This is a genomic window from Amycolatopsis thermophila (assembly GCF_030814215.1).
GTDB lineage: Bacteria > Actinomycetota > Actinomycetes > Mycobacteriales > Pseudonocardiaceae > Amycolatopsis_E > Amycolatopsis_E thermophila.
Map to the genome: position 1 here is coordinate 5,837,284 of NZ_JAUSUT010000001.1, position 25,461 is coordinate 5,862,744.

A 25,461-nucleotide genomic window follows, 5' to 3' on the forward strand; every position below is an offset into this window, starting at 1 on the left:
GTTGCGACCAGGTAAAGCACCCGGTTCTGCGATGCTGGGAGGCGATGGTGGACAGCGCCGGCGAAATGGTCGCCCACTACGACGCCGCGGGGCGCGTCGTGGGCCGGGTGCGGCGCGCCGACATGCGCGAACACGGTCTCTGGCACGCCGCGACACTGGTCCTGGTGCTCTCCGGCGACGGCTCGCGCGCCTACGTGCACCGGCGCTCGCCGGACAAGGACGTCTTCCCGGGCCTGTACGACTGCTGGGCGGGCGGAGTGGTCGCGGCGGGCGAATCCCCCGCCGAGGGCGCCGAACGCGAACTGGCGGAGGAACTGGGCGTCCACGACGTCGCGCTGCGGCCGCTGTTCACGTTCACCTTCGATCGCCCACCGGTCCGGTGCCACTACTTCGCCTACCAGACGCAGTGGGACGGGCCGGTCGTCCACCAGCCGGAGGAGATCGTGGACGGCCGCTGGATGCCGCTGGACGAGCTGCGCGCGTTCGCCGAGGACCCGGAAAGCCCTTTCGTGCCCGACGGCAGGCACGCGATCCGGGAGTGGTTCAGCCGTTCCGGGTAACGCTTTCCGGTCAAGGCCGGCCCCGGACTCTCAGCTCTGGGGCAGCTTTCCCGCGGCCAGCACGGCAAGACCCTTCAGCGCGTCCGCGGCCCGCGTCGCCGTGCTCGCGGTGACCTGCAGACCGGACAGCACGTGCCCGCCGGCCAGCAGCACGGTGCACGTCGAGCCGTCGCACCAGGCGCGCGCGGCCTCGGCACCAGCGGGACGCGCGACCGTCAGCGGCTGCCCGTCGCAGTCGACCGCCGCCAGCACCTGCGCCGCCGTCCGGTCGAGATACCCGGTGACCTGCTGCGTCAGCGACGAACCGCTGGTGTACAGCCAGGTCGAGCCGCGCGGGTCGCCGGCGGGAACGGCGTCGAAGCAGGACCCGTTGGCGGCGCGGGCGGCAGCCTCGCGCACGCCCTCCGAGGCCAGGTCGGACTTGGTGAGCACCGCCGCCGAAACGTCGTCGGCGACGTGGTTCACCGGGCCGTTCGCGGCCGCCTGGTGGACCTCGGCGCTCGACGAGGTCGCCGGCGCGGACTGCGCGGGCGACGCCCCGCCGGCCGGCTTGTCGTAGTACGTCTCGAGGTCGTTCGGACGATCCGCGCACCCGGTCAGCCCGGTCAGCACGACCGCGGCCAGCACCACCATCCCACCATGACGCACGGTGACGTTCCCTTCAGTATGCGTTGTGGGCGCCGAGATTAGTCGAAGCCGTCACTGCCACTGCAGCGAGGACCGGCGTGCCCAGTACCGCTCCGGTTCTTCGGCGAGCGCGGCGAGCGCGGCCAGTTCGGCGCGTGGCAGGTCCACCGTGGTCGCGGCGAGGTTCGCGGTCAGTTGCTGCGGGCTGGACGGGCCGACGAGGACCGTGTCCGCCCACGGCTGGGCCAGTACCGCGGCCACGGCGATCGCGTCCGCGCCGACCCCGAAACGGTGCGCCAGACGGGTGATCGCGGCGGGCGGGTCCACCACGAGCCTGCCGTTGGCGAGGGTTTCCTTGACCAGCACCACGTTCCCGGCCGCGTGCGCCTCGGCCAGCGCCGGCCCGGCCGACGGCTCGAGCACGTTCCAGGTGGACTGCACCGCCGAGAACACCGGCCGCCCGGCCACTTCCAGCTCGAACGCCCGCCGGATCGTGTCGCCCTGCGCCGGACCCGAGGTGGAGAACCCGACGCGCACCCCGTCGTCGCTGAGCGCGGCCAGGGCGCGCTGCAACGCCTCGTCGGTGAACAACGGGCTGTCCGCGGTGAGCGAGTGCACCTGGTAGAGGCTGATCGAGGATCCCAGCAGGGACCGGCTTTCGGTCCACTGCCGGGAGAAGACGCCCGCGGAGTGTTCCTTCACCTCGTGCATGGTGGCGTCCATGCGCCAGCCGCCCACATAGGTGTAGCCCCACTTGCTGGACACGGTGAGGTCGTTGTGGCCCCGTTCGGCCATCCAGCCGGCCAGGAACTCCTCGGCGCGGCCGTAGGACCGCGCGACGTCGACCCAGCGGACCCCGGCGGCGTAGGCGGCGTCGAGCACCGCGTAGGTCGCCTCCCGCATCGCCCGCACGTCCCGCCGCGCCGGCAGCTCACTGCTCCGGCCGAGATTGATGTAGGCGGGGCGCCCCAGGGCCGCCAGCCCGAGTCCGATTCGCAGGGGACTGTCCTTTCCGTGCGGGTTTTCCGGCTGTAGCTCGGTGGCGACTGCGAGGGTGCACCACCCACAGCCGCGCCGTATAGGTCGTTATACGCCTGCTGCTCGGTGCCGGAGGATCTCCAGCCACTGCTCGGAGTCCAGCGCCTGCCGGTGCAGCTTCTCCAGCCGCGCGGCCGGCGCCCGCACGTAGCCCTTGCCGAACACCGGCGCGATCTGACGCAGGCTCGCCCCCTCCTCCCGGGCGGCCAGCAGCACCCAGTCCGAGGCGTCCGCGCAGGCCGCCGACGCGCGCCGCAACTCCCCCAGCACGCGGATCAGGTCGTCCGGCGGGATCTCGTGGGCGCGGACGGCGCGGGCGGTCTCCTCCAGCCAGGCCAGGACGTCCGCCTCGGTGATCGGGGCGCGGATCTCGGCCGCGGGCTCGCTCATGCCGCGAAGTATAGGACGTTATACGGCGATTCCCGGACGACGCGCCGGGCAACCGGCCGGCCCGGACGACGTCTTCCGTACGTGTCCGACAAGATCGTCCGCCGGGTGCGCGGGGTGGCGGCCGCGCTGGGGGTGACGCTGCTGCTCGCCCCGGTGCACGGCTTCGCGGCGCTGGTGTTCCTGTTCTCGACCGGGCGGTACGACTCCAGCGGGCGGGGCGGGCCGTTCCGGAGCTGCACGGCCGACTCGGTGTCGTGCACCGGACCGAACGTGCTGGCGATGATCGTGTGCGCGCTGGTCGTCCTCGGCGGGCTCGTGCTGGCCGGATGGGCCGGACGGCGCGCCGGGCGGCCGCGGCACCGCTGACACGGCGGAGGCCGCCGGCCCGGCTGGGTCGGCGGCCTCCGTGGGCGGTCCTCGCGGTTACAGGTACTGACCGGTGTTGGTGGCCGTGTCGATGACGCGGCCGCTCTCCTGGTTCTTCCCGGTGACCAGCGTGCGGATGTAGACGATCCGCTCGCCCTTCTTGCCCGAGATCCGGGCCCAGTCGTCCGGGTTGGTGGTGTTGGGCAGGTCCTCGTTCTCCGCGAACTCGTCGACGATCGCGTCGAGCAGGTGCTGGACGCGCAGGCCGGGCTGCTTGGTCTCCAGCACCGACTTGATCGCCGCCTTCTTCGCCCGGTCCACGATGTTCTGGATCATCGCGCCCGAGTTGAAGTCGCGGAAGTACAGGACCTCCTTGTCCCCGTTGGCGTAGGTGACCTCGAGGAACCGGTTCTCGTCGGTCTCCTCGTACATGCGCTCGACCGTGTTCTGGATCATCGCGTCGATCGTGGCCTGGGTGTCCCCGCCGAACTCGGCGAGGTCGTCGGCGTGGATCGGCAGCCCCGGCGTCAGGTACTTGGAGAAGATGTCCTTCGCACCCTCGGCGTCCGGACGCTCGATCTTGATCTTCACGTCGAGCCGGCCCGGCCGCAGGATCGCCGGGTCGATCATGTCCTCGCGGTTGGAGGCGCCGATGACGATGACGTTCTCCAGCCCCTCGACACCGTCGATCTCGGCCAGCAGCTGCGGCACGATCGTGGTCTCCACGTCCGAGGAGACACCACTGCCGCGGGTGCGGAAGATCGACTCCATCTCGTCGAAGAACACGATCACGGGCGTGCCGTCGGAGGCCTTCTCGCGAGCCCGCTGGAAGATCAGGCGGATGCTCCGCTCGGTCTCCCCGACGAACTTGTTGAGCAGCTCCGGGCCCTTGATGTTGAGGAAGTACGACTTGGCGTCGCTCGAGTCGCCGTCGCCCCGGGCCTCGGCCACCTTCTTGGCCAGGCTGTTGGCGACCGCCTTCGCGATCAGCGTCTTGCCGCAACCGGGCGGGCCGTAGAGCAGGACGCCCTTGGGCGGGCGCAGCTCGTACTCGCGGTAGAGGTCGGCGTGCAGGAACGGCAGCTCCACGGCGTCGCGGATCTGCTCGATCTGCCGCCCGAGACCACCGATGTCCTCGTACCGGACGTCCGGGACCTCCTCCAGCACGAGGTCCTCGACCTCGGCCTTCGGCACCCGCTCGTAGGCGTATCCCGCCTTCGAGTCGACCAGCAGCGAGTCGCCGGGCTTGAGCGCCTGCTCGGCGAGCGGATCGGACAGCCAGACCACCCGCTCCTCGTCGGCGTGACCGACGACGAGCGCGCGGGCGCTGCCACCCTCGGTGGCCGGCGACAGGACCTCGCGCAGCGAGCAGACCTCGCCGGTGAGCTCGAAGTCGCCCGCCTCCACCACGGTCAGGGCCTCGTTCAACCGCAGGGCCTGACCGCGCTTGAGGGAGTCCACCTCCACCGCCGGCGACACCGAGACCCGCATCTTGCGGCCCGCGGTGAACACGTCGACGGTGTTGTCCTCGTACGCGGTGACGAACACGCCGTACCCGCTGGGCGGCTGGGCGAGCCGGTCGACCTCCTCGCGCAGCGCGAGGAGCTGTCCCCGCGCCTCCCGGAGGGTCTCCACGAGCTTGTTGTTCCGCTCGGTGAGCTGGGCGACTCGCTCCGACGCCTCGGCGAGACGCTGCTCCAGCACGCGGTTCTGACGGGGTGATTCGGTTAGTTTGCGCCGCAGCAGGGCCACTTCCTCTTCCAGGAAGCGGACCTGCCGCGCCGCCTCGTCCGGCGTCGTTCCAGCTCCACTGATCTCTGAAGGGTCGGCGTCCTCGTGCCGACCTCCGGGAAGGTCGTGTTGCATGTCGGCACCTCCTCGGAGTGCTTTTAACCCACGGTACCGGCGATCACCGACATGAAAAGCCCTATCCGCATCACAGGATCGGCGCGTCGCATCACGAAACCGGCCGGAACCGTTACGCAACCGGTCCGTCCGGTGCTCGGCGAACCGCTCATCGAACTACGGACAGTAGCCACCCGGCCACTTCCAGCGGCCATCCGGGCGGTGAGCGATTCACTCATGTCACGACCACCCAACCAAGGCTTTACAGGACGTTCACGAGGCGTCTTCCCCTTCTCCTCCGTCTTCAAACCCGGCCGGATTCCGCCGCACCGCACCGATCCCGGGCCACGGCAGCCCGACCGTGAAGATCGAGTTGTCCGATATCGGCGCTACGATCCCCCGCGTTGCACACCCGGCACCGAGCCGGGAGAAACCGGATGCCGCTTCGGCGCGTCGAAGGCAGGCAGACACCCGACGTGAACGAGGAGACGTCCGTCCATGACCTACCCGCCGCACGGCCAGGGACAGCCGGGCCCCTACGGACAGCCCGGCCCGCACGGGCGGCAGCCCGGCTACCCGGGCGGTCACCAGACCCCGCCGCCCGGGTTCCCCGGCGGCCCGCAGCAGTTCGGTCAGCAGGGCGGATTCGCACAGCCCGGTGGTTTCGGCGGCCCGCCGGGTGAGCCGCCGAAGAAGAAGACCGGCCTGATCGTGAGCGTCGCCGCGGCCGCCGTCGTGGTCATCGCCCTCGCCGTCACCCTCGTGCTCGTCCTCGGTGGCGACGACGAGCAGAACGGCACCACCACCGCCGCGGGCGGCTCGTCGAGCGCGAAGCCGACCGCGAAGGCCGCCAGTTCCACCCCGCCCCGGCGCTCGTCCTCGGCGGGCACCGGCTCCTCCGCCGGTGAGGACGGCGGCGGCGGGACCGGCACCGCGGACAGCGTGGCGCAGCAGGTGGTGTCGGCCATGAACGCCCGCAGCGCCAGCCGCTACGCGGCCCTGACCTGCGGCGGGGCGAGCCAGTCCGAGATCGAGAGCCTGCAGTCCGAATGGGACTCCGCCAGCGAGCTGCAGGCCACCGTGTCCGGGCCGGCCGAGATCACCGGCGACACGGCCGAGGTGCCGGTCCAGCTCAAGTACAACGGCGAGAGCCAGAGTGCGAAGATGCCCCTGAAACGGCAGGGTTCGAACTGGTGCGTCGACGAGTCCTGAGCCAACCGATCCACGAGGGGGTAACCCGATCATGACCTATCCGCCCCAACCGCCCGGGCAGCCCGGCGGCCAGCCCGATCCGTACGGCCGGCCGGGTCCGTACGGTCCGCAAGGGCAGCCGGGTCCCTACGGGCAGCAGCCGGGCGGTGGCCACCCCCAGGGCGGCCCGCAGCAGCCCGGGTACCCCCAGGGCGGGTACCCGCAGGGCGGGCAGCCCGGCTACCCCCAGACGCCCCCGCCCGGGTTCCCCGGCGCCAGCCAGCAGTTCGGCCAGGACCCGTACGCGACGCAGCAGTTCGCCGGCGGGCCGCAGGGCGGGCCGCCGAAGAAGAAGACGGGCCTGATCGTCGGTATCGCGGTCGCCGCGGTGGTCGTGATCGCCGCCGCCGTGGTGCTGTTCTTCGTCTTCACCAAGGACGACGACAACACCGCCGCGCCCGCCGCGAGCACCACCGCTCCTCCCCCGGCGTCGAGCGAGAAGCCGACCAGCGGCTCGCGCACGCCGACGTCGGCTCCCGGCGCCAACGGCACCGCGGTGCCCGGCGCGAAGGCGACCCCGGAGGAAGCCGCCCAGGCCATCGCCACGGCCTACTCGTCCGGCGACAAGGAGACGCTGCAGTCGATGGTGTGCGCGAGCAAGCCGCAGACCGTGCAGGACATCCCGGGTGGCATCACCGTGACCGTCACCGGCAGCCCGGACATCGTCGGCGACCTCGCCTACGTGCCGGTCCACGCCGTGGGGCCCGGCGGGACCAACGACTTCGACCTCGGCCTCTCCCACGAGGGCGGCGCCTGGTGCTACCTGGGCGACCGCCTCTAGCGACGGGCCACCTCAGCCGCGGCTCGGCCTGCGCTGCGGCCGCGGCGGGGTCACCCCGTCGGCCAGCCGGCGCGTGGTGAGCAGGAAAGCGGTGTGCCCGACCATCCGGTGTTCCGGGCGCACCGCCAGGCCCACCACGTGCCAGGGCCGCACGAGGCTCTCCCACGACTCGGGCTCGGTCCAGCCCTGCATTTCGCGCAGCGCCTCGGTGACCCGGGACAGCTGGGTCACGGTGGCCACGTAGACGACCAGCACCCCGCCCGGCACCAGACTGCGGTGCACGGTGTCGAGCACCTCCCACGGCGCCAGCATGTCCAGGATCACCCGGTCGACCTCACCGGTGTGGTGGCGCAGGTCGTCGACCTTCAGCGTCCAGTTCGCCGGGCGCTCGAGGAAGAACTTCTCCACGTTCTTGACCGCGTGCTCGGCGTGGTCCTCGCGCACCTCGTAGGACACCACGCTGCCCTCGGGGCCGACCGCGCGCAGCAGCGAACAGGTCAGCGCACCCGACCCGGCGCCGGCTTCGAGCACCCGCGCACCCGGGAAGATGTCGCCCCACATCACGATCTGCGCCGCGTCCTTGGGGTAGATCACCTGCGCGCCGCGCGGCATGGACAGCACGTAGTCCGCCAGCCGGGGCCGCAGTGCCAGGTACGCGGTGCCGCCGACCGAGGTGATCACCGAGCCCTCGGGCTTGCCGATCAGGTCGTCGTGCTTGAGCGCGCCGCGGTGGGTGTGGTACTCCTCCCCCTCGGCGAGCACGAGCGTGTAGTTCCGCCCCTTCGGATCGGTCAGACGCACCCGGTCGCCCGGGCGGAACGGGCCGCTCACCTGCACTTGCCAACTCCTCGAAATCGCGCGTTCGCAGCGCTCGATCTTCGCAGACGGGCCCGTCAGCGGACTCGGCGGGCCGCGAGCGCCGAACGCAGGTCCTCGCGGCGCAGCACCCCGGCCGGCCGGCCCTCGTCGTCGACCACGAGGAACTGCCAGGCGGCGGTCTCCCGGACCCGCTCGGCGATCTCCTCGCCCGGCTCGGAGGCGAGCAGCACGGTCTCGGCGCGGATCGGCTCCGTGGCGAGCTCCGCCGGGGCCTGCGGCGAGGTCTCGGCCAGGCGTTCCGCGGCGGCCTCGTCGAGCAGGCCGGCCGCGACACCGTCCGCGCGGACCAGCACCACTCCCCGTCCGGCCGCCGCGGTCAGCGCGTCCGACACCGGGCTCTCCGCGGGCAGCTGCAGCACGGGACGGGTCAGGTCGGTGACCGCGAGGCCCTCCGGCCAGCCGCGGCTGGTCTCGGCCGACAGCTCCGAACCCGCACCGACCGCGACGAACCACGCGGTGACCACGCACACCCCCAGGCGCAGCCACCGGTCCTCACTGCCGGCCGCCATGCCCACCAACGCCCACACCAGCAGCCCGGCCGCGACCAGGCCACCGCCCACGACGGCCGCGCGGGTGCCGCTGCCGCGGCGGCCGGTCATCGCCCACACCCCGGCTCGCAGCATCCGCCCGCCGTCCAGCGGCAGGCCCGGGAGCAGGTTGAACACGCCGACCGCGAGGTTGGCGACCGCGCACTCGGCCACCAGCAACCACACCGCCCCGTCCGGCGGGACCGCGAACAGCAGCAGCCCGCAGAACGCCGCGAGCAGCACGGACACGACCGGCCCGGCTGCCGCGATCAGCCCCTCCTGGCCCGGCCGTCGCGGCGTGCGGGCCACTTCGGACAGTCCGCCGAGCAGGAACAGCCGCAGCCGCCGCACCGGGATGCCCATCCGCAGCGCCACCACGCAGTGTCCGAGCTCGTGCGCGAGCACGGACAACCCGAGCAGCACGGCGAACGCCGCGGACAGCGCCCACGACACGCCCGGGCTCGCGCCCGGCAGCAGGCGGTCGACGAGCGGCTGGTAGAGCACGACCACCACGAGCGAGCCGATCCACCAGGACGGGGCGAGCAGCACCGGTACGTCCTGGACCCGGAACAGCAGCAGGCCACCGTCGGCGGTGGTCAGCACCCGCCTCGGCTGGTTTCGCTCGTGCTCGCCGGTCGCGGCCATGCCGGACAGGGTAGAGCGTGTGGTGTCAGGCGGCCGTGACCCGCGACGGGCGCGGCGCGACGATCTTGTCGTACCCCTGCTCTAGGGTGCGGGGTATGGCTCAGACGGCGACCACGGATCCCCAGCTCGGCGTGCGCCGCCCCGCGCTGTCCCCTTCCCGGGCCAGCGACTTCAAGCAGTGCCCCCTGCTCTACCGCTTCCGGGCGGTGGACCGCCTGCCGGAGGTGCCCACCAAGGCCCAGCTGCGCGGGACGCTCGTGCACTCGGTGATGGAGCGGCTGTTCGCGCTGCCCCGCACCGACCGCGAACCCGGCCGCGCCCGGCAGCTGCTCTCCCCCACCTGGGAAGAGCTGTCCGCCGACAACCCGGAGTGGACCGAGCTCTTCGACGGCGAAGACGTCGAGGGCTGGCTGGAGAGCGCGACGAAACTGCTGGACAGCTACTTCAAGCTGGAGGATCCGCGCCGGTTCGACCCGGAGGCGTGCGAGCTGCACGTCGAACTGGAGCTGGAGTCGGGTGTCCGGCTGCGCGGGTACGTCGACCGGCTCGACGTGGCGCCGACCGGCGAGATCCGCGTCGTGGACTACAAGACCGGCGCCGCGCCGCGGCAGATCGGCGAGGCCAAGGCGCTGTTCCAGATGAAGTTCTACGCCGTGGTGCTGTGGCGGCTGCGCGGGGTCGTACCCCGCCAGCTCAAGCTGATGTACCTCACCGACGGGCAGTCCCTGGCCTACACGCCCGACGAGGCCGAGCTGCGCCGGTTCGAGCGCACCCTCGAGGCGATCTGGGAGGCGATCCTCAAGGCCGGCCGGACCGGGGACTTCCGGCCGAACCCGAGCAAGCTGTGCGACTGGTGCGCGCACCAGTCGCTGTGCCCGTCGTTCGGCGGGACACCGCCGGAGTACCCGGGCTGGCCGGAGCCGGACCCGGGTGTGGAGACGGCACTGGATCGCGCGGACTGAGACGACGAGACATGACGGACAACGCTTTCTACCTGCCGCTGGGCGGCGACCGCTACCAGCCGACCGAGCACACCGCCGGGCCGTGGACCCCGGACGCGCAGCACTTCGGGCCACCGTCGGCGCTGCTCGCCCGCGCGCTGGAGGGCCTGGCGGCCGACCGGCCGGGCCTGCTGGCCCGGGTCACCGTGGAGATCCTCGGCCCGGCGCCGCTGACCGAGCTGACCGTGCGGTCCTGGGTCGAGCGGCCGGGCCGGTCGGTCGAACTGCTGGGCGCGGAGCTGCACGACGGCACCCGCGCGGTGGCGCGCGCGTCCGCCTGGCACATCGCCGAGTCCGACAGCGCGGCCGTGGCCACCGAGGAGCCTGCGCCTCCGCCGCCGGAGGACTGCCCCCCGGCGGCGTGGCCGGACAGCTGGCGGCCCGGCGGCTACCTGGGTGCGATGGAGTGGCGCGCCATCGCCGGGTCACCGGCCGAGCCCGGCGCGGCCTGGGTGTGGGGCCGGCAGCGGGTCGAGCTGGTCGCCGGTGAGAAGCCGACGCCCCTGCAGCGGCTGTTCGCGGTGGCCGACACCGGCAACGGCGCGTCGAACTTCCTCGACCCGGCGCGCTGGTGGTTCATCAACAGCGAGCTGACCGTGCACCTGCGGCGGGCCCCGGCCGGCGAGTGGATCGCGCTGGACGCCCGCACGGTGATCGGCCCGACCGGGGTGGGCACGGCCACCAGCACGCTGTCCGACGTGCGGGGGCAGGTGGGCCAGGCCGCGCAGGCGCTGATGGTCCGGACACGCTGACGGGTTCGACCGTCCCCCGCGGGCCGCACGAGATCCACTACTCTGCGGCCAGGATCGACTGACCTGGGAGCGCTCGAGTGCAGATCACCTCGGTGGTCAACCAGAAAGGCGGCGTCGGCAAGACGGCGCTGAGCGTCGGGGCCGCCGCGGCGCTGGCCGAACGCGGCCGTCGGGTGCTGCTGATCGACCTCGACCCGCAGGGTCACGCGACCACGGAGATGCTGGGCCTGGAGGAGGTCCCGGCGCACGCGCCGAGCCTGGCCAAGGCGCTGACGAAGATGTGGAAGGGCCCGGTCGAGGAGCTGATCGTGCCGCACCGGCGCAGCCACCTGGGCCCGGGTGGCGCGTTCGACGTCATCCCCACCTCCCCGGGCATGTTCGACCTGGTGCGCAGGCTCGACCAGTTCCGGGTGCCGGGGTGGCAGCTGGCGCGGGTGGTGCAGTTCGCCAACTACGACCACGTGATCATCGACTGCCCGCCGGCGCTGGACGTGCTGACGAACAACGCGCTCGCGGCGACCCACGGCATCCTGGTGCCGGTGCAGCCCGACCGCACGAGCATCCGGGCGCTGCGCCTGCTCAACGACCAGCTGCACTTCGTCCAGCAGGCGCTCAACCGGCCGCCGATCCCCTACTTCGGCGTGGTACCGGGCCTGTACCGGCGGCCGATGTCGGGTTATGCGGTGGCGGCGCTGGAGGAGCTGCGGCAGTTCGGGTACCCGCTGCTGGCGCACGTGCCGCTGGGCGTGGTGATGAACGAGGCCGCCGCGCACGGCATGCCGGTCACCACGTTCGCACCGGAGACCACGCAGGCGGTGGCGTTCCGGGAGATCGCGGCGGTGCTGGACGCGCACCTGGCGCGGCAGCCGCCCTCCGCCCCGATCCCGGCCGAGGACGACTTCGTGTTCGAGGACTTCATCACCCAGGTCGCGCAGACCCGCAACGAGAACGACAACGGCGTGCGCAAGCGGCTCTACGACCTGATGCCCAAGCGCCCGCGCGACTAGTGGACCTGCGTTCGGTCCCGCGGCCGCCCGGTGCGTTCCAGAAAGCGCTCTCGGCCGCGGAGATCACCGCGATGGCGGAGCGCGCCTTCGGGACGCGGCCACTGTCCGCTGTGGAGCTCAGCGGTGGTCTGTACAACACGACGTACCGGGTGGAGTTGCCCGGGGAGACGGTGATCCTGCGGGTCGCGCCGGAACCCGGGCGACAGTACCGCATCGAGCGGGAGCTGATGCGCAACGAACACGCGGCCCTGCCGTTCCTCGCGCCGATCGGGCATCTGGTGCCGCGCACGCTCTTCGCCGACTTCACCCGCGAGATCGCCGGGCGCGACCACGTGTGGCAGACCCTGCTCCCCGGGAGGCCCGCGCGGGAGTTTCCACAGTGGACCGGCGTGTACCGAGCTGACCCGTGTGGTGCACGAAGGTTCGGCGTCCACAGGTCGCCGTGCAGCAGCCGGGGCCCGCTGATCTCGTCCAGCACCGCGCGGTACCGCGCGGCCGATCCAGCCACTGCCCCCACATCCGACGCGTCCAGGCTGGATTCGGTGAGATCCGCGACCAGGTCCCCGAAGTAGGACGAGCACCGCCTCACCCCACGTGCCGAACCGGGGGCCACCCACCCGGGCCGAACGAGGGGCCCCGCACCTGGCGCGCGTTGATCTACCGGGCCCGCCATCTGGGCGCGGTCCGGCTGGAGCGCCACCGCCTCGGCCGGACCGACCGCGTCGCGGCGAGCTACCCGGAGATGGCCACGATCCTCGACAGCCTGTCCGACCCGCCTGGGGCCCCGAGGTTTGCCCGAAGCTCGTCCTGAGGTGATACGTCGAAGTCCCGGCGTATATGTCGTTATACACTTCGTGTGGCGCAGGCGTGCGCCCGTGACTCCAGGTACCGCCGTTCCGGCGCGCTCTGCGTCGCCCGTGCCGCACGGCGGTAGGCCTCCTCCGCGGCGGCCAGGTCGCCGGCCCGCTCCAGCAGATGCGCCCGCACCGCGTCCACCCGGTGGTGCCCCGCCAGCGCCGGGTCGCGCTCGGCCCCGGCCAGCTCGCGCAGACCGGCCCGCGGGCCGGCGACCTCGGCCACCGCCACGACCCGGTTCAACGTCACCATCGGCCCGGGCGCCACCGCCGCCAGGAGCTCGTAGAGGCCCGCGATCTCCCGCCAGTCGGTGTCCTCGGCGCGCTCGGCCTGTCCGTGGACGGCGGCGATCGCGGCCTGCAGCTGGTACGGCCCGGCCGGCGCGGTGCTCAGCGCCCGCGTCACCAGCTCCGTCCCCTCGGCGATGAGGGCACGATCCCAGCGGGACCGGTCCTGCTCGGCGAGCGGGACCAGCTCCCCGGCGGGACCGGTGCGCGCGGCGCGGCGCGCGTCGGTCAGCACCATCAGCGCCAGCAGGCCCGACACCTCCCCCTCGTCCGGCAGGCGCGCGTGCAGCTGCCGGGCGAGGCGGATCGCCTCCTGGGTCAGATCCACGCGCTGCAACGACTCCCCCGCGCTCGCGGTGTGGCCCTCGGTGAAGATCAGGTACAGCACGTTGAGCACGATCGCCAGGCGCTGCCCGTACTCCTCCGGCGCCGGCGGCCGGAACCGCGCCCCGCCGGCCTTGATGCGCTGCTTGGCGCGGCTGATGCGCTGCGCGACGGTGGATTCCGGCACCAGGTAGGCCCGCGCGATCTCCGCCGTGGTGAGCCCGCCGACCGCGCGCAGCGCCAGCGCCACCTGCGAGGCCGGGGTCAGGGACGGGTGGCAGCACAGCATCAGCAGCGTGAGCGTGTCGTCGGCGGCGGCGACCGGCTCGGGGTCCGGCGGCGCCATCATCGCGACGGTCTCCTCGCGCCGACGCCGCGCCGTGTCGGCGCGCCACAGCTCGATGCGCCGCCGGGACGCCGTGGTGATCAGCCAGCCCTTGGGGTTGGCCGGCATCCCCTGCACCGGCCACTGCGTCGCGGCCGCCAGCAGCGCCTCCTGCACGGCGTCCTCGCACGTGTCGAAGTCCCCGTAGCGGCGGACCAGCGCGGCGAGCACCTGCGGGGCCAGCTCGCGCAGCAGCGTGTTCACGGCAGGAAGACCCTGAGATCCTGGGTGGGGCGCACCTCGACCAGGCCCACCGAGGCCTCCGGGATGCGGGCGGCGCACTCGACGGCCCGCTCGATGCTGTCGCACTCCAGCACGTAGAACCCGGCCAGCTGCTCCTTGGCCTCGGCGAACGGCCCGTCGCCCGCGATCACCTGGCCGTCGCGCACCAGCACCCGCTTGCCGGTCTCCGGCGGGGCGAGCGAGGACGATGTCACCAGCTCGCCGGACTCGGCCAGGTCGCGGTTGAGCGCCTCGTAGGCCAGCAGTCCCTGCCGCTTCTCGTCGTCGGCCAGGCGCTCCCAGATCTCCTGGGACGCGGGGTTGCGGTAGATCAGGACCAGGAACTTCATCGGACCTCCCCGGATCCGCCGGACAATTTCCTCACCCGGGATGTCGAGACCGGCGCGGCGGGTTCGACGTCCCCGGTGGAAGTCAGCAGCCTAACCGGAGGAACGACGATGACCAGCATGATCGACCAGCAGGACCAGATCCGCGCCTTGATCGAGGACCAGGCCGCCGCGATGCGGGCGGGCGACGCCGAAGCCGTCGTGGAGCGGTACGCGCCGGAGATCGTCTCGTTCACCCTCGCGCCGCCGCTGGTGCACGGCCCCGCCGAACTGCGGGACCCGGAGACGTTGCGCGGGTGGTTCGCCGGGTTCGCCGGGCCCGTCGACTACGAGGTCCGCGACCTGCACGTCACGGTGGGCGGGGACGTGGCGTTCACGCAAAGCCTCAACCGCATGTCGGCGGTCCCGGCCGGCAGTCAGGAGCCGTTCACGCTGTGGTTCCGCTCGACGGTCTGCCTGCGCCGCGACGGCGGCCGCTGGCTGATCGCGCACCAGCACCAGTCGACGCCGTTCTACATGGACGGCACCTTCGCCGCCGCGCTGGACCTGGAGCCCTAGAGCAGCTCGCCGACCAGCCAGGACACCAGGGACAGCGACCCCATCGACACCAGGGTCGACACGAGCACGCAGTCCCGCACGAACCGGCTGTCCAGGGCGTACTGGCTGGTCGCGATGAAGATGTTCTGCGCGGTGGGCAGCCCGGCGCACACCGTGACGATCATCAGCACCGGGTGCGGCAGGCCGAGCAACAGGCCGATGCCCAGGGTGATCGCGGGCTGGGCGACCAGCTTCAGCCCGACCACCGTGGCCATCTCGGCGCGCCGCGTTCCCGCACCCTCCGGCGGGCCGCCGCTGGTGAGTGACATCCCGAGCACCAGCAGCGCGGTGCCCACCCCGGCCGAGGCGATCAGGTGCAGCGGCTGCGCCGCCAGGTGCGGCAGGTGCAGCCCGCTCGCCCGGAACAGGACCCCCGACATGGACGCGGCGATCACCGGTGTGCGCAGCGGCAGCATCAGCAGCGTGCGCCACCGCGACCGGCCCGGCTCCCGCGCGTCGCTCTCCAGCAGCGCCAGCAGGGACGGCATCAGCACCAGCGTCTGCATCAGGATCACCACGATGATGAACGCGGAGTCCCCGAACAGCTGCAGCAGCACCGGGATGCCGAGGTTCCCGGCGTTGGCGTAGCAGGAGGCCATGCCGCTGACCGCCCACTCGGACAGCTTGCGCCGGAACACCCACTTGCCCAGCGCGAAGCCGATCGCCCCCACCACCACGGTGCCCGCCAGGAACGCGATCACGCCCGGGTTCAGCAGGGCGGTCAACGGCGTGTCCTGCATCGTGGTGAACAGGACCGCGGGCATCGCGACGATGAAGACGTACTTGGTCAGAGCCGCCTCGGCACCGGCGCCGAGCACCCGGAACTTGCCGAGCAGGTACCCCAGCCCCGTCAGCGCCCAGATCGGCACGAACGCGGCCAGGACACCGCCGCTCAAAGCCGGCAGGACCGGATGTCGGAGGCGAGCACCGCCTTCGCACCCACCTCGGCCAGTTCGTCCATGATCTGGTTGACCTTCTTGCGCGGCACCATCGCACGCACCGCGACCCAGTCCGGGTCGGCCAGCGGCGCGACCGTCGGCGACTCCAGGCCCGGCGTGATCGCGACCGCCTTGTCCAGCAGCGTGCGCGGGCAGTCGTAGTCGAGCATCATGTACTGCTGCGCGAACACCACACCCTGCAGGCGGGCGGTGAGCTGCGACTTCGCCTTCGCCGAATCGCTGCCCGCGCGCTGCACGAGCACCGCCTCCGACGCGCAGATCGGGTCGCCGAACGCGACCAGGTTGTGCTGGCGCAGGGTGCGGCCCGAGCCGACCACGTCGGCGATGGCGTCGGCCACGCCGAGCTGGATCGAGATCTCCACCGCGCCGTCCAGCCGGATCACCTCGGCCTCGACACCCTGGCGCGCCAGGTCGTCGCGCACCAGCTTCGGGTAGGACGTGGCCAGTCGCTTGCCCTGCAGGTCGGCCGGCTTCCAGTCCTGCCCGGCAGGGGCGGCGTAGCGGAAGGTGGAGCCGCCGAAGCCCAGCGCGAGCACCTCCTCGACCGGCGCGCCCGAGTCGAGCGCCAGATCGCGGCCGGTGATGCCGAGGTCCAGCTCGCCCGAGCCGACGTAGATCGGGATGTCCTTGGGGCGCAGGAAGAAGAACTCGACCTCGTTGACCGGGTCCAGCACGGTCAGGTCGCGCTGCTCATGCCGCTGGCGGTAACCGGCCTCGCCGAGCATCTCCGACGCCGGCCCGGCCAGCGCTCCCTTGTTCGGCACCGCAACCCGCAGCATGCCCTCACTCCTCGTTCGTTTCCCGGCCCGCTACAGGTAGCGGTACACGTCCTCGGTGGTCAGCCCGCGTCCGAGCATCAGCACCTGAACCCGGTACAGCAGCTGGGAGATCTCCTCGGCCAGCCGCTCGTCGGACTCGTGCTCGGCGGCGATCCACACCTCACCGGCCTCCTCGAGCACCTTCTTGCCCTGCGCGTGCACGCCGGCGTCCAGTGCCTCGACGGTTCCCGACCCCGCGGGTCGGTTCTGGGCCCGGTCGGTGAGCTCGGTGAACAGCTCGTCGAAGGTCTTCACGGTCTGTAGATCCTTCCATCCGGACCCCGCCGCCGGCGATCCGGGCCGCCCCGCTGACGCGAGCGTCACAGCAGGGCGCGGAGGGTGCCGGCATCGACGCCGGTGAGCGAGGTCCGGAACACGCGGCGTGGCCCGGGGGCGACGGCGACGTCGTTGGGCACCACCAGCACGGTGCAGCCCGCGGCGGCGGCCGACTCGGTGCCCGGTGGCGAGTCCTCGACCGCGACGCACCGGGCGGGGTCGGCCCCGAGCAGCCGCGCCGCGCGCAGGTAGGGCTCGGGATGCGGCTTGTTGTGGCCGCCGACCTCGTCGCCGCACACCGTGACGGCGAAGAACTCGCGGCCGATCGTGTCCAGCGCCAGCTCGGTCAGGGACCGCTCGGTGGAGGTGACCAGCGCGGACGGTACCCCGGCCCGCCGCACCGCGGCCAGGGCCTCACGGGCACCCGGCCGCCACGGCAGCTCGTCGGCGAACAGGTTCGCGGTCCGGTCGCGGATCCAGGCGCCGGTGTCCGCCACGGCCGCGGCCGTGGGCTGGTGGCCGGTGACCGTCAGCAGGTAGCTCGCGGTGGCGTCCATGTTGGACCCCACCAGCGTGAGCCGCTGCTCGGTGGTCAGCGTGCCGCCCAGCCATTCCGCGCACTCGTACAACGCCACGTCCCACAGCTTCTCGGAATCGACGAGCGTGCCGTCCATGTCCCAGAGCACGGCGGCCAAGCCGTCCGTCAACGGATTCTCCCTCTCCTTCAGGTGTTGAAGTACTTGGCTTCGGGGTGGTGGCACACGATCGCGTCGGTGGACTGCTCCGGGTGCAGCTGGAACTCCTCGGACAGCTTCACGCCGATGCGCTCGGCGTGCAGCACGTCCACGATCTTCGTGCGGTCCTCGAGGTTGGGGCAGGCGCCGTAGCCGAGGGAGAAGCGGGCGCCCCGGTAACCGAGCTTGAAGAAGTCCTCGACGTCGCGCGGGTCCTCGTCGGCGACCGCGCGGCCGCTGGCGAAGCGCAGCTCCTGCCGGACGCGGCGGTGCCAGTACTCGGCCAGCGCCTCGGTCAGCTGCACCCCCAGGCCGTGGACCTCGAGGTAGTCGCGGTAGGCGTCGTTGGCGAACAGTTCGTTGGCGTAGTCGGCGATCGGCTGGCCCATGGTGACCAGGGTCAGCGGCAGCACGTCGACCTCACCGGTCTCGCGCGGCCGGTAGAAGTCGGCCAGGCACAGGTAGCGGTCGCGGGTCTGGCGCGGGAAGGTGAACCGGGCCCGCTCGCCCGCGTCGGCGTGCGCCCCGGTGAGCACCACCAGGTCGTCGCCCTCGGCCACGGCCGGGAAATAGCCGTAGACGACCGCCGCGTGCTGCAGCACCCCGTCGGTGGCCAGCCGGTCCAGCCAGTAGCGCAGCCGCGGACGGCCCTCGGTCTCCACCAGCTGCTCGTAGCTGGGCCCCTGGCCGCCACGCGCACCGCGCAGGCCCCACTGCCCCAGGAACGTCGCGCGCTCGTCGAGGAGCGCGGCGTACTCGGCGACCGGGATGCCCTTCACCACGCGGGTGCCCCAGAACGGCGGCACGGGCACGGGCACATCGGTCGCTACATCGGAACGGGCGGGAATGGGGGCCTCCGGCTCTCGGGCGGACTTGCGGGCTTCGGCGATGCGCAGGGACCGCTCGCGGCGGGCCTTGCGCTCGGCTCTGCGCGCCTCCTCCTCCGCGCTGATCTCCGGCGCCCGGCCCTGCTTCGCGGCCATGATCGTGTCCATCAGCCGCAGGCCCTCGAACGCGTCCCGCGCGTAGCGGACGTCGCCGTGGTAGAGCTCGGCGAGGTCGTTCTCCACGTAGGTGCGGGTCAGCGCCGCGCCGCCGAGCAGCACCGGCCAGCGGCCGGCGACCCCGCGGGAGTTCATCTCCTCCAGGTTCTCCTTCATGATCACCGTCGATTTCACCAGCAGACCGGACATGCCGATCGCGTCGGCGCCGTGCTCCTCGGCGGCGTCCAGGATCGCGTTCACGGGCTGCTTGATACCCAGGTTGATCACGTCGTACCCGTTGTTCGACAGGATGATGTCGACCAGGTTCTTGCCGATGTCGTGCACGTCGCCCTTGACCGTGGCCAGCACGATCTTCCCCTTGGTCTGGACGTCGCCTTGACTCTGCTCCTGGATGTGCGGTTCGAGGTAGGCCACCGCGGTCTTCATGACCTCGGCCGACTGCAGCACGAACGGCAGCTGCATCTGGCCGGAACCGAACAGCTCGCCGACGGTCTTCATGCCCGACAGCAGGGTGTCGTTGACGATGTCCAGGGCCGGCTTCTCCCGCAGCGCCGCGTCCAGGTCGGCCTCCAGGCCGGTGCGCTCGCCGTCGACGATCCGCCGCTCCAGGCGTTCGAACAGCGGCAGCGCGGCCAGCTCCTCGGCGCGGGAGGCGCGGCTGGAGGCCGCCGAGACCCCCTCGAACAGCGCCATCAGCTTCTGCAGCGGGTCGTAACCCTCCCGCCGCCGGTCGTAGATCAGGTCGAGCGCGACCGCACGGTGGTCGTCCGGGATCCGCGCCATCGGCAGGATCTTCGACGCGTGCACGATCGCAGTGGACAGCCCGGCCTCGACGCACTCGTGCAGGAACACCGAGTTGAGCACCTGGCGCGCGGCGGCGTTGAGCCCGAAGGAGACGTTGGAGATGCCCAGCGTCGTCTGGACCTCCGGGTAGCGGCGTTTGAGCTCGCGGATCGCCTCGATCGTCTCCAGCGCGTCGCGGCGGGTCTCCTCCTGCCCGGTGGTGATCGGGAAGGTGAGGCAGTCCACCACGATGTCGGACACCCGCATGCCCCAGTTGGTGACCAGGTCCTCGATCGTGCGGGTGGCGACCCGGACCTTCCACTCGGCGGTGCGGGCCTGGCCCTCCTCGTCGATGCACATCACCACGACCGCGGCGCCGTGCTCGGACACCAGCCGCATGATCTTCTGGAAGCGGGAGTCCGGGCCGTCGCCGTCCTCGTAGTTGACGCTGTTGACCACGCACCGGCCGCCGAGCCGCTCCAGCCCGGCCTGCAGCACCGCCGGCTCGGTCGAGTCGAGCATGATCGGCAGCGTGGACGCCGTGGCCAGCCGCCCGGCCAGCTCGGCCATGTCCACCGCGCCGTCCCGGCCCACGTAGTCCACGCACAAGTCCAGCAGGTGCGCGCCGTCGCGGGTCTGCTCGCGCGCGATCTCCACGCAGTCCTCGTAGCGGCCCTCGAGCATGGCCTCGCGGAACTTCTTCGACCCGTTGGCGTTGGTGCGCTCCCCCACCATCAGCACCGACGCGTCCTGGGCGAACGGCACCGCCTGGTACAGCGACGAAACGCCCGGCTCGTGCCGGGGCCGTCGCTGCGCCCGCTCGACCTCGCGCACCGCCTCGGCCAGCTGCCGGATGTGCTCGCCGGTGGTGCCGCAGCACCCGCCGACCAGGCCCACCCCGAACTCGCGGACGAACCCCGACAGCGCCTCGGCGAGGCCCTCGGGGGTCAGCGGGTACACCGCGCCGTCCGGGCCCAGCTCCGGCAGGCCCGCGTTCGGCATCACCGACAGCGGCACCCGCGCGGACTTCGACAGCGTCCGCAGGTGCTCGCTCATCTCCGCCGGGCCGGTCGCGCAGTTCAGCCCGATCACGTCGACGCCCAGCGGCTCCAGCGCGGCCAGCGCCGCCGACACCTCGGTGCCGAGCAGCATCGTCCCGGTGGTCTCCACCGTGATCGACGCGATCACCGGCACCTCCCGGCCGGCGGCGCGCATCGCCCGGCGGGCGCCCAGGACCGCGGCCTTGGTCTGCAGCAGGTCCTGCGAGGTCTCCACGAGCACCGCGTCCACCCCGCCGTGCAGCAGGCCGGTGACCTGCTCGACGTAGGCGTCCCGCAACTGCGCGTACGGCGCGTGGCCCAGGGTGGGCAGCTTGGTGCCGGGCCCGACCGAGCCCAGCACGAACCGCGGCCGCTGCGGCGTGGCGAACTCGTCGGCGGTCTCGCGCGCCAGCCGCGCCCCGGCCTCCGCCAGCTCGGCGATGCGGCCGGCGATCCCGTACTCGCCCAGGTTGGCCATGTTCGCGCCGAAGGTGTTCGTCTCGACGGCGTCCGCCCCGGCCTCCAGGTAGCCGCGGTGGATGCCGCGCACCACGTCCGGCCGCGTCACGTTCAGGATCTCGTTGCAGCCCTCCAGGCCGGCGAAGTCGTCCAGCGACAGGTCGTGCGCCTGCAACGCGGTGCCCATCGCCCCGTCCGCCACGACCACACGGGCGGCGAGGGCGTCCAGCAGCGGTGACGAAGAGCGATCCGACATGACGTCCAGGCTACGGTCTCCCCGGTGCCCCGGGGGTCGTAGGCTGGGTGGGTGAGTGATCCAGCCGACGCGATTCCACAAGCGGAGCACCCCGATCCGGAGGGCACGACGTCCCGGGAACGGGTCATGGTCGTCGCCTTCGAAGGCTGGAACGACGCGGGCGACGCGGCCAGCACCGCCCTGGAGCACCTCCAGCTCAGCTGGGACGCCAAGCCGCTGGCCGAGCTCGAGCCGGACGACTACTACGACTTCCAGGTCAGCCGCCCGACGGTGCGGATGGTCGAGGGCGTCACCCGGCGCGTGGAGTGGCCCACGACCCGTCTGTCCATCTGCCACCCGCCCGGCTACGACCAGGACATCGTGCTGGTCACCGGCCCGGAGCCGAACATGCGGTGGCGCGCCTTCTGCGACGAGCTGCTCGGCCACATCGAGGAGCTCGCCGTGACCACCGTCGTCACGCTGGGCGCCCTGCTCGCCGACACCGCCCACACCCGCCCGGTCCCGGTCACCGGCACCGCCTACGACCCGGAGGCCGCCGCGCGGTTCGGGCTCGAGCGCAGCCGCTACCAGGGCCCGACCGGCATCGTCGGCATCCTGCAGGACGCGTGCGTGCAGGCGGGCATCCCGGCGATCTCCCTCTGGGCGGCGGTGCCGCACTACGTGTCCCACCCGCCCTCCCCGAAGGCGACCCTGGCGCTGCTGCACAAGCTCGAGGACGTCCTGGACGTCGAGGTGCCGCTGGGCGCACTGCCGGAGCAGGCCGAGGAGTGGCAGCAGACGGTCAGCGAGATGGCCGAGGAGGACGAGGAGATCGCCGAGTACGTCCGCTCGCTCGAGGAGCGCGGCGACGCCGAGATCGCGATCACGCTGGAGGAGTCCAGCGGCGAGAAGATCGCCGCCGAGTTCGAGCGCTACCTGCGCCGCCGCCGTCCGGGCGCGGAAGGACCGGGACCGGCCGGCCGGTGAGCGAGCGGCCTGCCCGGGCCGCGCTGTACGTCGGTGGCCTGCTCGGGGCCGGGGTGGTCTCCTCGATGCTGCCCGAACTATCGGCGAGCTTCGGTGTCTCGCCGGGCACCGCGGCGTCCTCGCTGACCGCGTACCTGCTGCCGTTCGCGCTGGTCATGCTCGTGTCCGGCACGTACGGGGCGCGCTGGGGCCCGGTGCGCACGATCCGGGTCGCCTACGCCGGCTACGTCCTGGCGGCGGCGCTGGCCGCGCTCGCACCGTGGTTCTGGCTGTTCCAGGTCACGCGGGGGCTGCAGGGCGTGGCCAACGCGTTCACCACGCCGCTGCTGCTGACCAAGCTGGCGTCGATCACCCCGTCCGACCGGCTGGGCCGCGCGCTGGGCGCGTTCGGCGCGATGCAGGCGCTCGGGCAGACCTCCGCGCCCCTGGTCGGCGGCCTGGCCGCGGAGGGCGACTGGCGCTGGGCGTTCGCCGGTATCGCGGCCGTCGCGCTGGTGCTCGCCCTGAGCCCGCTGCCGCCGGACGCCCCGTCCGGAGCCGTCGCCGAGCGGCTGCGGGACGCGTGGCGGCCGGTCGTGCTGTGGGCGGGCGCCGTGGTCTTCCTGGCCTGGGCGTGCCTGGCCGGGCTGCCGTTCCTGGTCGCCTTCCGGGTCGACGACCTGTTCGCCCTGCCCCCGGGCGTGCGCGGGCTGGTGCTCACCGCCTACGGCATCGCCGGGTTCGTCGCGGCGCGCCTGGTGGGTGCCGCGTCGGACCGGTTCGGGCCGCGCGTGGCGGTCGCCGCCGGGCTGCTGTTCGGCGCGGCGGCGATGGCCTCGATCGGGCTGTTCCCGGTCCTGCCGGCGGTGACCATCGCCTGGGCGGTGGGCGGGGTGTGCGGGCAGCTGATCCTGGTCGGGGTCAACGCGACGGTGCTCGGCGGGAACGGCAACGGGGGCGGTGGCGCGATCTCGGTGGTGACCGCGTTGCGGTTCCTCGGGATGTCCGCCTCGCCCGCCGTGTTCACCGGCCTCTACCACCGCAGCCCGGCGCTGGGGTTCCTCGTCGCGGCCGCGGCGCTGGCCCTGACGATCCCGCTGGTCGCGCTGAAACCCCGGTCAGAGGATGCGGCGTAGCGGGATCGGCCCGCGCTCGCGGCGGCGCCACTCGCGCGGGTAGCCCAGCGACACCTCTTCGAAGCGGACGCCGTCGGCCCAGGTGGTGCGCGGGATGTGCAGGTGGCCGAACACGGCGACCTCGGCGCGGTAGCGCAGGTGCCAGTCCTCGGTGCGGGTGGTGCCGCACCACAGCGCGAACTCCGGCCAGCGCAGCGGGCCGGTGGGATGCCGGTGCAACGGCCAGTGGGACATCAGCACCGTGCCGTGGCCGGAGGGGATCTGGTCCAGGCGCTGTTCGCTGACCTTGAGGCGGTGGGCGCACCAGTCCTGCCGGCTCGGGAACGGGTCGGGGTGCAGGTAGAACTCGTCGGTGCACACCACGTTCGCCTCGCGGGCCTGGTCGAGCGCCTCCGCCAGCGACGCGTTCTCCGCGCGCGGGGTGCGCCAGCTGTAGTCGTAGAGCAGGAACAGCGGGGCGATGGTGAGCGGGCGGTCCGCGTGGGTCCAGACCAGGTAGTCGTCCTCGGGGGTGCGGACGCCGATCTCGCGGCATCGCTGGACGAGGTGCTGGTAGCGGGCTTCGCCGCGCAGCTCGCCGCCGCCGCGCGGGATGGTCCACAGCTCGTGGTTGCCCGGCACCCACACCACCTCGGCGAAGCGGTCCTTGAGCGTGGCGAGGGTGCCGACGACGGCGTCGATCTTCTCGGCGACGTCGCCCGCCACGAGCAGCCAGTCCTCCGGCGAATCCGGGCGGATCTCGTCGATCAGCGGCGCGTTCCCGTTGTGGGTGACGTGGAGGTCGCTGGTGGCGTAGAGGAGGGGCACGGCTCCACCGTAGCCGGGCGGCGCACCAGCCAGACGACCCCGAGCAGCCCGGCGACGAGGTTGAGGCCGGCCTGGAAGTTCAGCAGTGCGGTCAGGCCGAACAGGCCGACGAGCGTGCCGGCGCCGAGCATGCCGGCGACCTGGGCCAGTGCCTGGACGGCGAACCCGGTGGCCAGGACCCGTCCGGTGGTGCCGGGCGAGCTGACCTCCTGCACGACCGACAGCAGACCGGCGCCCAGCACCACGACGGGGACGCCGATCGCGATGAACAGTCCGATGTAGACACCGAAGGCCGTGGTCAGGGCGGGCGCGTTCCAGATGACCGCGGCGGTGAGGCCGAACGCGACGGTGCCCCAGCTCAGCAGGCGCGCGGGTGCGGCGCGGCGGAGGGTGAGGACCAGGCCCGCGGCGAGCCCGCCGATCGCCTGGACACCGCGCAGCAGACCGGTTTCCGCCTCACCCCGGCCCAGCGGGCCGCTGACGAACAGGACGAACAGGACGACGAACATTCCCTGTCCCACCGACATGAGGGCCGTCATGGCCACGACGAGCCGGAGGCGCACGTCACGGCGGATCTCCGTGAACCCGTCGAGCCACGCCCGGAGCGCCGGGGCGTGCCGGGCCGGGCGGGGTTCGGCGAACCGCGGCAGCAGGACGGCGATCGCCGCGGCGAGGGCGCCCGCGTAGGCGGCGACGACGGCACCGAGTCCCGCGATCCCGAGGAGCACCCCGCCGGCCGCGCTGCCGCCCAGCCGCGCGACGCACGTGCCCACGCCGATCGCCCCGTTGGCCGCGGTGGTCTCCTCTGGTCCGGCGAGGGCCGGGACGAGCGCGCCGCGGGCGGGTTCGAACAGCGCCGCGAGACCGGACTGCAGGGCCATCACGAGGTAGACGAGCGGCAGTTCGCGTCCGGCGAACACCAGCGGCACGGCGACGAGCGCCTGGCCCGCGCACACCGCGGCGAGCAGGCGGCGGCGGTTCCACCGGTCGGCGAGCACACCGGCGACCGGACTGAGCGCGACGGCGGGCAGCACGCCGGCGACCATCGTCGCGGCGGTCGCCGCGGGCGAGCCGGTGAGCGCGAAGATGTGCAGGGGCAGTGCGACCTGCAACATCCACTCGGCGGTCTCGGCGAACAACCCGGCACCCCACAGCCGCGCGAAGGCCGGATTGCGGAGCGGACTAGGCATGAGTCCCCCGGTCCGGTGTGCCGGGTGCCGGGCGGGCATCACGCGCCCGGGTGCCCCAGATGGGAGCCGGTTCCCGGGAAGGGCTCCCCCGGCCCGGTGTGCCGGGTGCCGGGCGGGCACCGCGCGCCCGGGTGACCCAAGTGGGGGCCGGTTCCCGGGAAGGGCTCCCCCGGCCCGGTGTGCCGGGTGCCGGGCGGGCATCACGCGCCCGGGTGCCCCAGATGGGAGCCGGTTCCCGGGAAGGGCTCCCCCGGCCTGCAGCGCCGGGCGTCGGGCGGGCACCGCGCGCCCGGGTGACCCAAGTGGGGGCCGGTTCCCGGGAAGGGCTCCCCCGGCCCGGTGTGCCGGGTGCCGGGCGGGCATCACGC

General features: G+C 72.7%; 26 protein-coding genes. 11 read left to right on the forward strand and 15 right to left on the reverse strand.

From position 1 onward, the window contains the following. The first annotated feature begins 44 nt into the window (after positions 1-44). Positions 45-560: an NUDIX hydrolase gene (locus tag FB470_RS28670; protein ID WP_370876595.1), complete on the forward strand. Its 516-nt coding sequence runs from the start codon at positions 45-47 to the stop codon at positions 558-560. Positions 561-590: 30 nt separating this feature from the next. Here the strand turns inward: FB470_RS28670 and FB470_RS28675 are convergent, their stop codons facing one another. From FB470_RS28675 to FB470_RS28685, 3 genes are all read right to left on the reverse strand, one after another. Further along, positions 591-1,208: a hypothetical protein gene (locus FB470_RS28675; protein ID WP_306996519.1), complete on the reverse strand. Its 618-nt coding sequence runs from the start codon at positions 1,206-1,208 to the stop codon at positions 591-593. 51 nt (positions 1,209-1,259) lie between these two features. After that, positions 1,260-2,186 carry an aldo/keto reductase gene (locus tag FB470_RS28680; protein WP_370876707.1) on the reverse strand — a complete coding sequence of 309 codons (927 nt, stop codon included), beginning with the start codon at positions 2,184-2,186 and terminating at the stop codon, positions 1,260-1,262. An 87-nt stretch (positions 2,187-2,273) separates the two neighbouring features. Continuing rightward, positions 2,274-2,615: a hypothetical protein gene (locus FB470_RS28685; RefSeq protein WP_306996521.1), complete on the reverse strand. Its 342-nt coding sequence runs from the start codon at positions 2,613-2,615 to the stop codon at positions 2,274-2,276. Positions 2,616-2,696: 81 nt separating this feature from the next. Between FB470_RS28685 and FB470_RS28690 the strand changes: the two genes are divergently transcribed. Beyond that, complete coding sequence (locus tag FB470_RS28690; protein WP_306996522.1) at positions 2,697-2,981, forward strand: hypothetical protein; 285 nt, start codon at positions 2,697-2,699, stop codon at positions 2,979-2,981. Between the two features lie 57 nt (positions 2,982-3,038). Here FB470_RS28690 and arc read toward each other — a convergent pair whose 3' ends face one another. Continuing rightward, the gene (gene arc, locus FB470_RS28695) at positions 3,039-4,847 is read right to left on the reverse strand and encodes a proteasome ATPase (protein WP_306996523.1); all 1,809 of its coding nucleotides are present in this window, start codon (positions 4,845-4,847) and stop codon (positions 3,039-3,041) included. Between the two features lie 477 nt (positions 4,848-5,324). Here arc and FB470_RS28700 point away from each other — a divergent pair, with 477 nt between their 5' ends. Beyond that, the gene (locus FB470_RS28700; RefSeq protein ID WP_306996524.1) at positions 5,325-6,038 is read left to right on the forward strand and encodes a hypothetical protein; all 714 of its coding nucleotides are present in this window, start codon (positions 5,325-5,327) and stop codon (positions 6,036-6,038) included. A 31-nt stretch (positions 6,039-6,069) separates the two neighbouring features. Further along, entirely contained in the window at positions 6,070-6,858 is a 789-nt protein-coding gene (locus tag FB470_RS28705; RefSeq protein ID WP_306996525.1) for a hypothetical protein, read from the forward strand. A gap of 12 nt (positions 6,859-6,870) precedes the next feature. Here the strand turns inward: FB470_RS28705 and FB470_RS28710 are convergent, their stop codons facing one another. Both FB470_RS28710 and FB470_RS28715 read right to left on the reverse strand, forming a co-directional pair. After that, positions 6,871-7,695 carry a tRNA (adenine-N1)-methyltransferase gene (locus FB470_RS28710; protein WP_306996526.1) on the reverse strand — a complete coding sequence of 275 codons (825 nt, stop codon included), beginning with the start codon at positions 7,693-7,695 and terminating at the stop codon, positions 6,871-6,873. A gap of 56 nt (positions 7,696-7,751) precedes the next feature. After that, positions 7,752-8,909, reverse strand: a complete 1,158-nt coding sequence (locus FB470_RS28715; protein WP_306996527.1) for a site-2 protease family protein — start codon at positions 8,907-8,909, stop codon at positions 7,752-7,754. 95 nt (positions 8,910-9,004) lie between these two features. On the opposite strand from FB470_RS28715, the gene FB470_RS28720 reads away from it, so the two are divergent. The 4 genes from FB470_RS28720 to FB470_RS28735 all read left to right on the forward strand — a co-directional run bounded on the left by FB470_RS28720 (position 9,005) and on the right by FB470_RS28735 (position 12,241). Further along, positions 9,005-9,871 (forward strand): RecB family exonuclease, encoded by an 867-nt coding sequence (locus tag FB470_RS28720; protein ID WP_306996528.1) that lies wholly within the window; start codon positions 9,005-9,007, stop codon positions 9,869-9,871. Between the two features lie 11 nt (positions 9,872-9,882). After that, positions 9,883-10,662: a thioesterase family protein gene (locus FB470_RS28725; RefSeq protein WP_306996529.1), complete on the forward strand. Its 780-nt coding sequence runs from the start codon at positions 9,883-9,885 to the stop codon at positions 10,660-10,662. A gap of 77 nt (positions 10,663-10,739) precedes the next feature. After that, positions 10,740-11,669 carry a ParA family protein gene (locus FB470_RS28730; RefSeq protein WP_306996530.1) on the forward strand — a complete coding sequence of 310 codons (930 nt, stop codon included), beginning with the start codon at positions 10,740-10,742 and terminating at the stop codon, positions 11,667-11,669. 71 nt (positions 11,670-11,740) lie between these two features. After that, the gene (locus tag FB470_RS28735; RefSeq protein ID WP_306996531.1) at positions 11,741-12,241 is read left to right on the forward strand and encodes a phosphotransferase; all 501 of its coding nucleotides are present in this window, start codon (positions 11,741-11,743) and stop codon (positions 12,239-12,241) included. A gap of 271 nt (positions 12,242-12,512) precedes the next feature. Here FB470_RS28735 and FB470_RS28740 read toward each other — a convergent pair whose 3' ends face one another. Both FB470_RS28740 and FB470_RS28745 read right to left on the reverse strand, forming a co-directional pair. Then, positions 12,513-13,724 carry an RNA polymerase sigma factor gene (locus FB470_RS28740; RefSeq protein WP_306996532.1) on the reverse strand — a complete coding sequence of 404 codons (1,212 nt, stop codon included), beginning with the start codon at positions 13,722-13,724 and terminating at the stop codon, positions 12,513-12,515. Next, complete coding sequence (locus tag FB470_RS28745; protein WP_306996533.1) at positions 13,721-14,092, reverse strand: YciI family protein; 372 nt, start codon at positions 14,090-14,092, stop codon at positions 13,721-13,723. The genes FB470_RS28740 and FB470_RS28745 overlap by 4 nt, the downstream gene beginning before the upstream one ends. A 108-nt stretch (positions 14,093-14,200) precedes the next feature. On the opposite strand from FB470_RS28745, the gene FB470_RS28750 reads away from it, so the two are divergent. Beyond that, entirely contained in the window at positions 14,201-14,647 is a 447-nt protein-coding gene (locus tag FB470_RS28750; protein ID WP_306996534.1) for a YybH family protein, read from the forward strand. On the opposite strand, the gene FB470_RS28755 is transcribed toward FB470_RS28750, so the two are convergent. From FB470_RS28755 to metH, 5 genes are all read right to left on the reverse strand, one after another. Then, positions 14,644-15,582, reverse strand: a complete 939-nt coding sequence (locus FB470_RS28755; RefSeq protein ID WP_306996535.1) for an AEC family transporter — start codon at positions 15,580-15,582, stop codon at positions 14,644-14,646. The genes FB470_RS28750 and FB470_RS28755 overlap by 4 nt on opposite strands. Continuing rightward, positions 15,579-16,424 carry an ATP phosphoribosyltransferase gene (hisG, locus tag FB470_RS28760; protein WP_306996536.1) on the reverse strand — a complete coding sequence of 282 codons (846 nt, stop codon included), beginning with the start codon at positions 16,422-16,424 and terminating at the stop codon, positions 15,579-15,581. The genes FB470_RS28755 and hisG overlap by 4 nt, the downstream gene beginning before the upstream one ends. Before the next feature lie 30 nt (positions 16,425-16,454). After that, positions 16,455-16,718, reverse strand: a complete 264-nt coding sequence (locus FB470_RS28765) for a phosphoribosyl-ATP diphosphatase (protein ID WP_306996537.1) — start codon at positions 16,716-16,718, stop codon at positions 16,455-16,457. Positions 16,719-16,783: 65 nt separating this feature from the next. Then, a complete protein-coding gene (locus tag FB470_RS28770; protein ID WP_306996538.1) occupies positions 16,784-17,446 on the reverse strand; it encodes an HAD family hydrolase in 663 nt (220 codons plus the stop codon). A gap of 17 nt (positions 17,447-17,463) precedes the next feature. After that, the gene (metH, locus tag FB470_RS28775) at positions 17,464-21,015 is read right to left on the reverse strand and encodes a methionine synthase (protein ID WP_306996539.1); all 3,552 of its coding nucleotides are present in this window, start codon (positions 21,013-21,015) and stop codon (positions 17,464-17,466) included. 51 nt (positions 21,016-21,066) lie between these two features. On the opposite strand from metH, the gene FB470_RS28780 reads away from it, so the two are divergent. Then, complete coding sequence (locus FB470_RS28780; RefSeq protein ID WP_306996540.1) at positions 21,067-21,981, forward strand: PAC2 family protein; 915 nt, start codon at positions 21,067-21,069, stop codon at positions 21,979-21,981. Continuing rightward, on the forward strand, positions 21,978-23,096 hold the full coding sequence (locus tag FB470_RS28785; protein ID WP_306996541.1) for an MFS transporter: 1,119 nt from the start codon (positions 21,978-21,980) through the stop codon (positions 23,094-23,096). The genes FB470_RS28780 and FB470_RS28785 overlap by 4 nt, the downstream gene beginning before the upstream one ends. On the opposite strand, the gene FB470_RS28790 is transcribed toward FB470_RS28785, so the two are convergent. Both FB470_RS28790 and FB470_RS28795 read right to left on the reverse strand, forming a co-directional pair. Further along, complete coding sequence (locus tag FB470_RS28790; protein ID WP_306996542.1) at positions 23,079-23,903, reverse strand: metallophosphoesterase family protein; 825 nt, start codon at positions 23,901-23,903, stop codon at positions 23,079-23,081. The genes FB470_RS28785 and FB470_RS28790 overlap by 18 nt on opposite strands. Beyond that, positions 23,843-25,093 (reverse strand): MFS transporter, encoded by a 1,251-nt coding sequence (locus FB470_RS28795; RefSeq protein WP_306996543.1) that lies wholly within the window; start codon positions 25,091-25,093, stop codon positions 23,843-23,845. The genes FB470_RS28790 and FB470_RS28795 overlap by 61 nt, the downstream gene beginning before the upstream one ends. Positions 25,094-25,461: the final 368 nt, after the last annotated feature.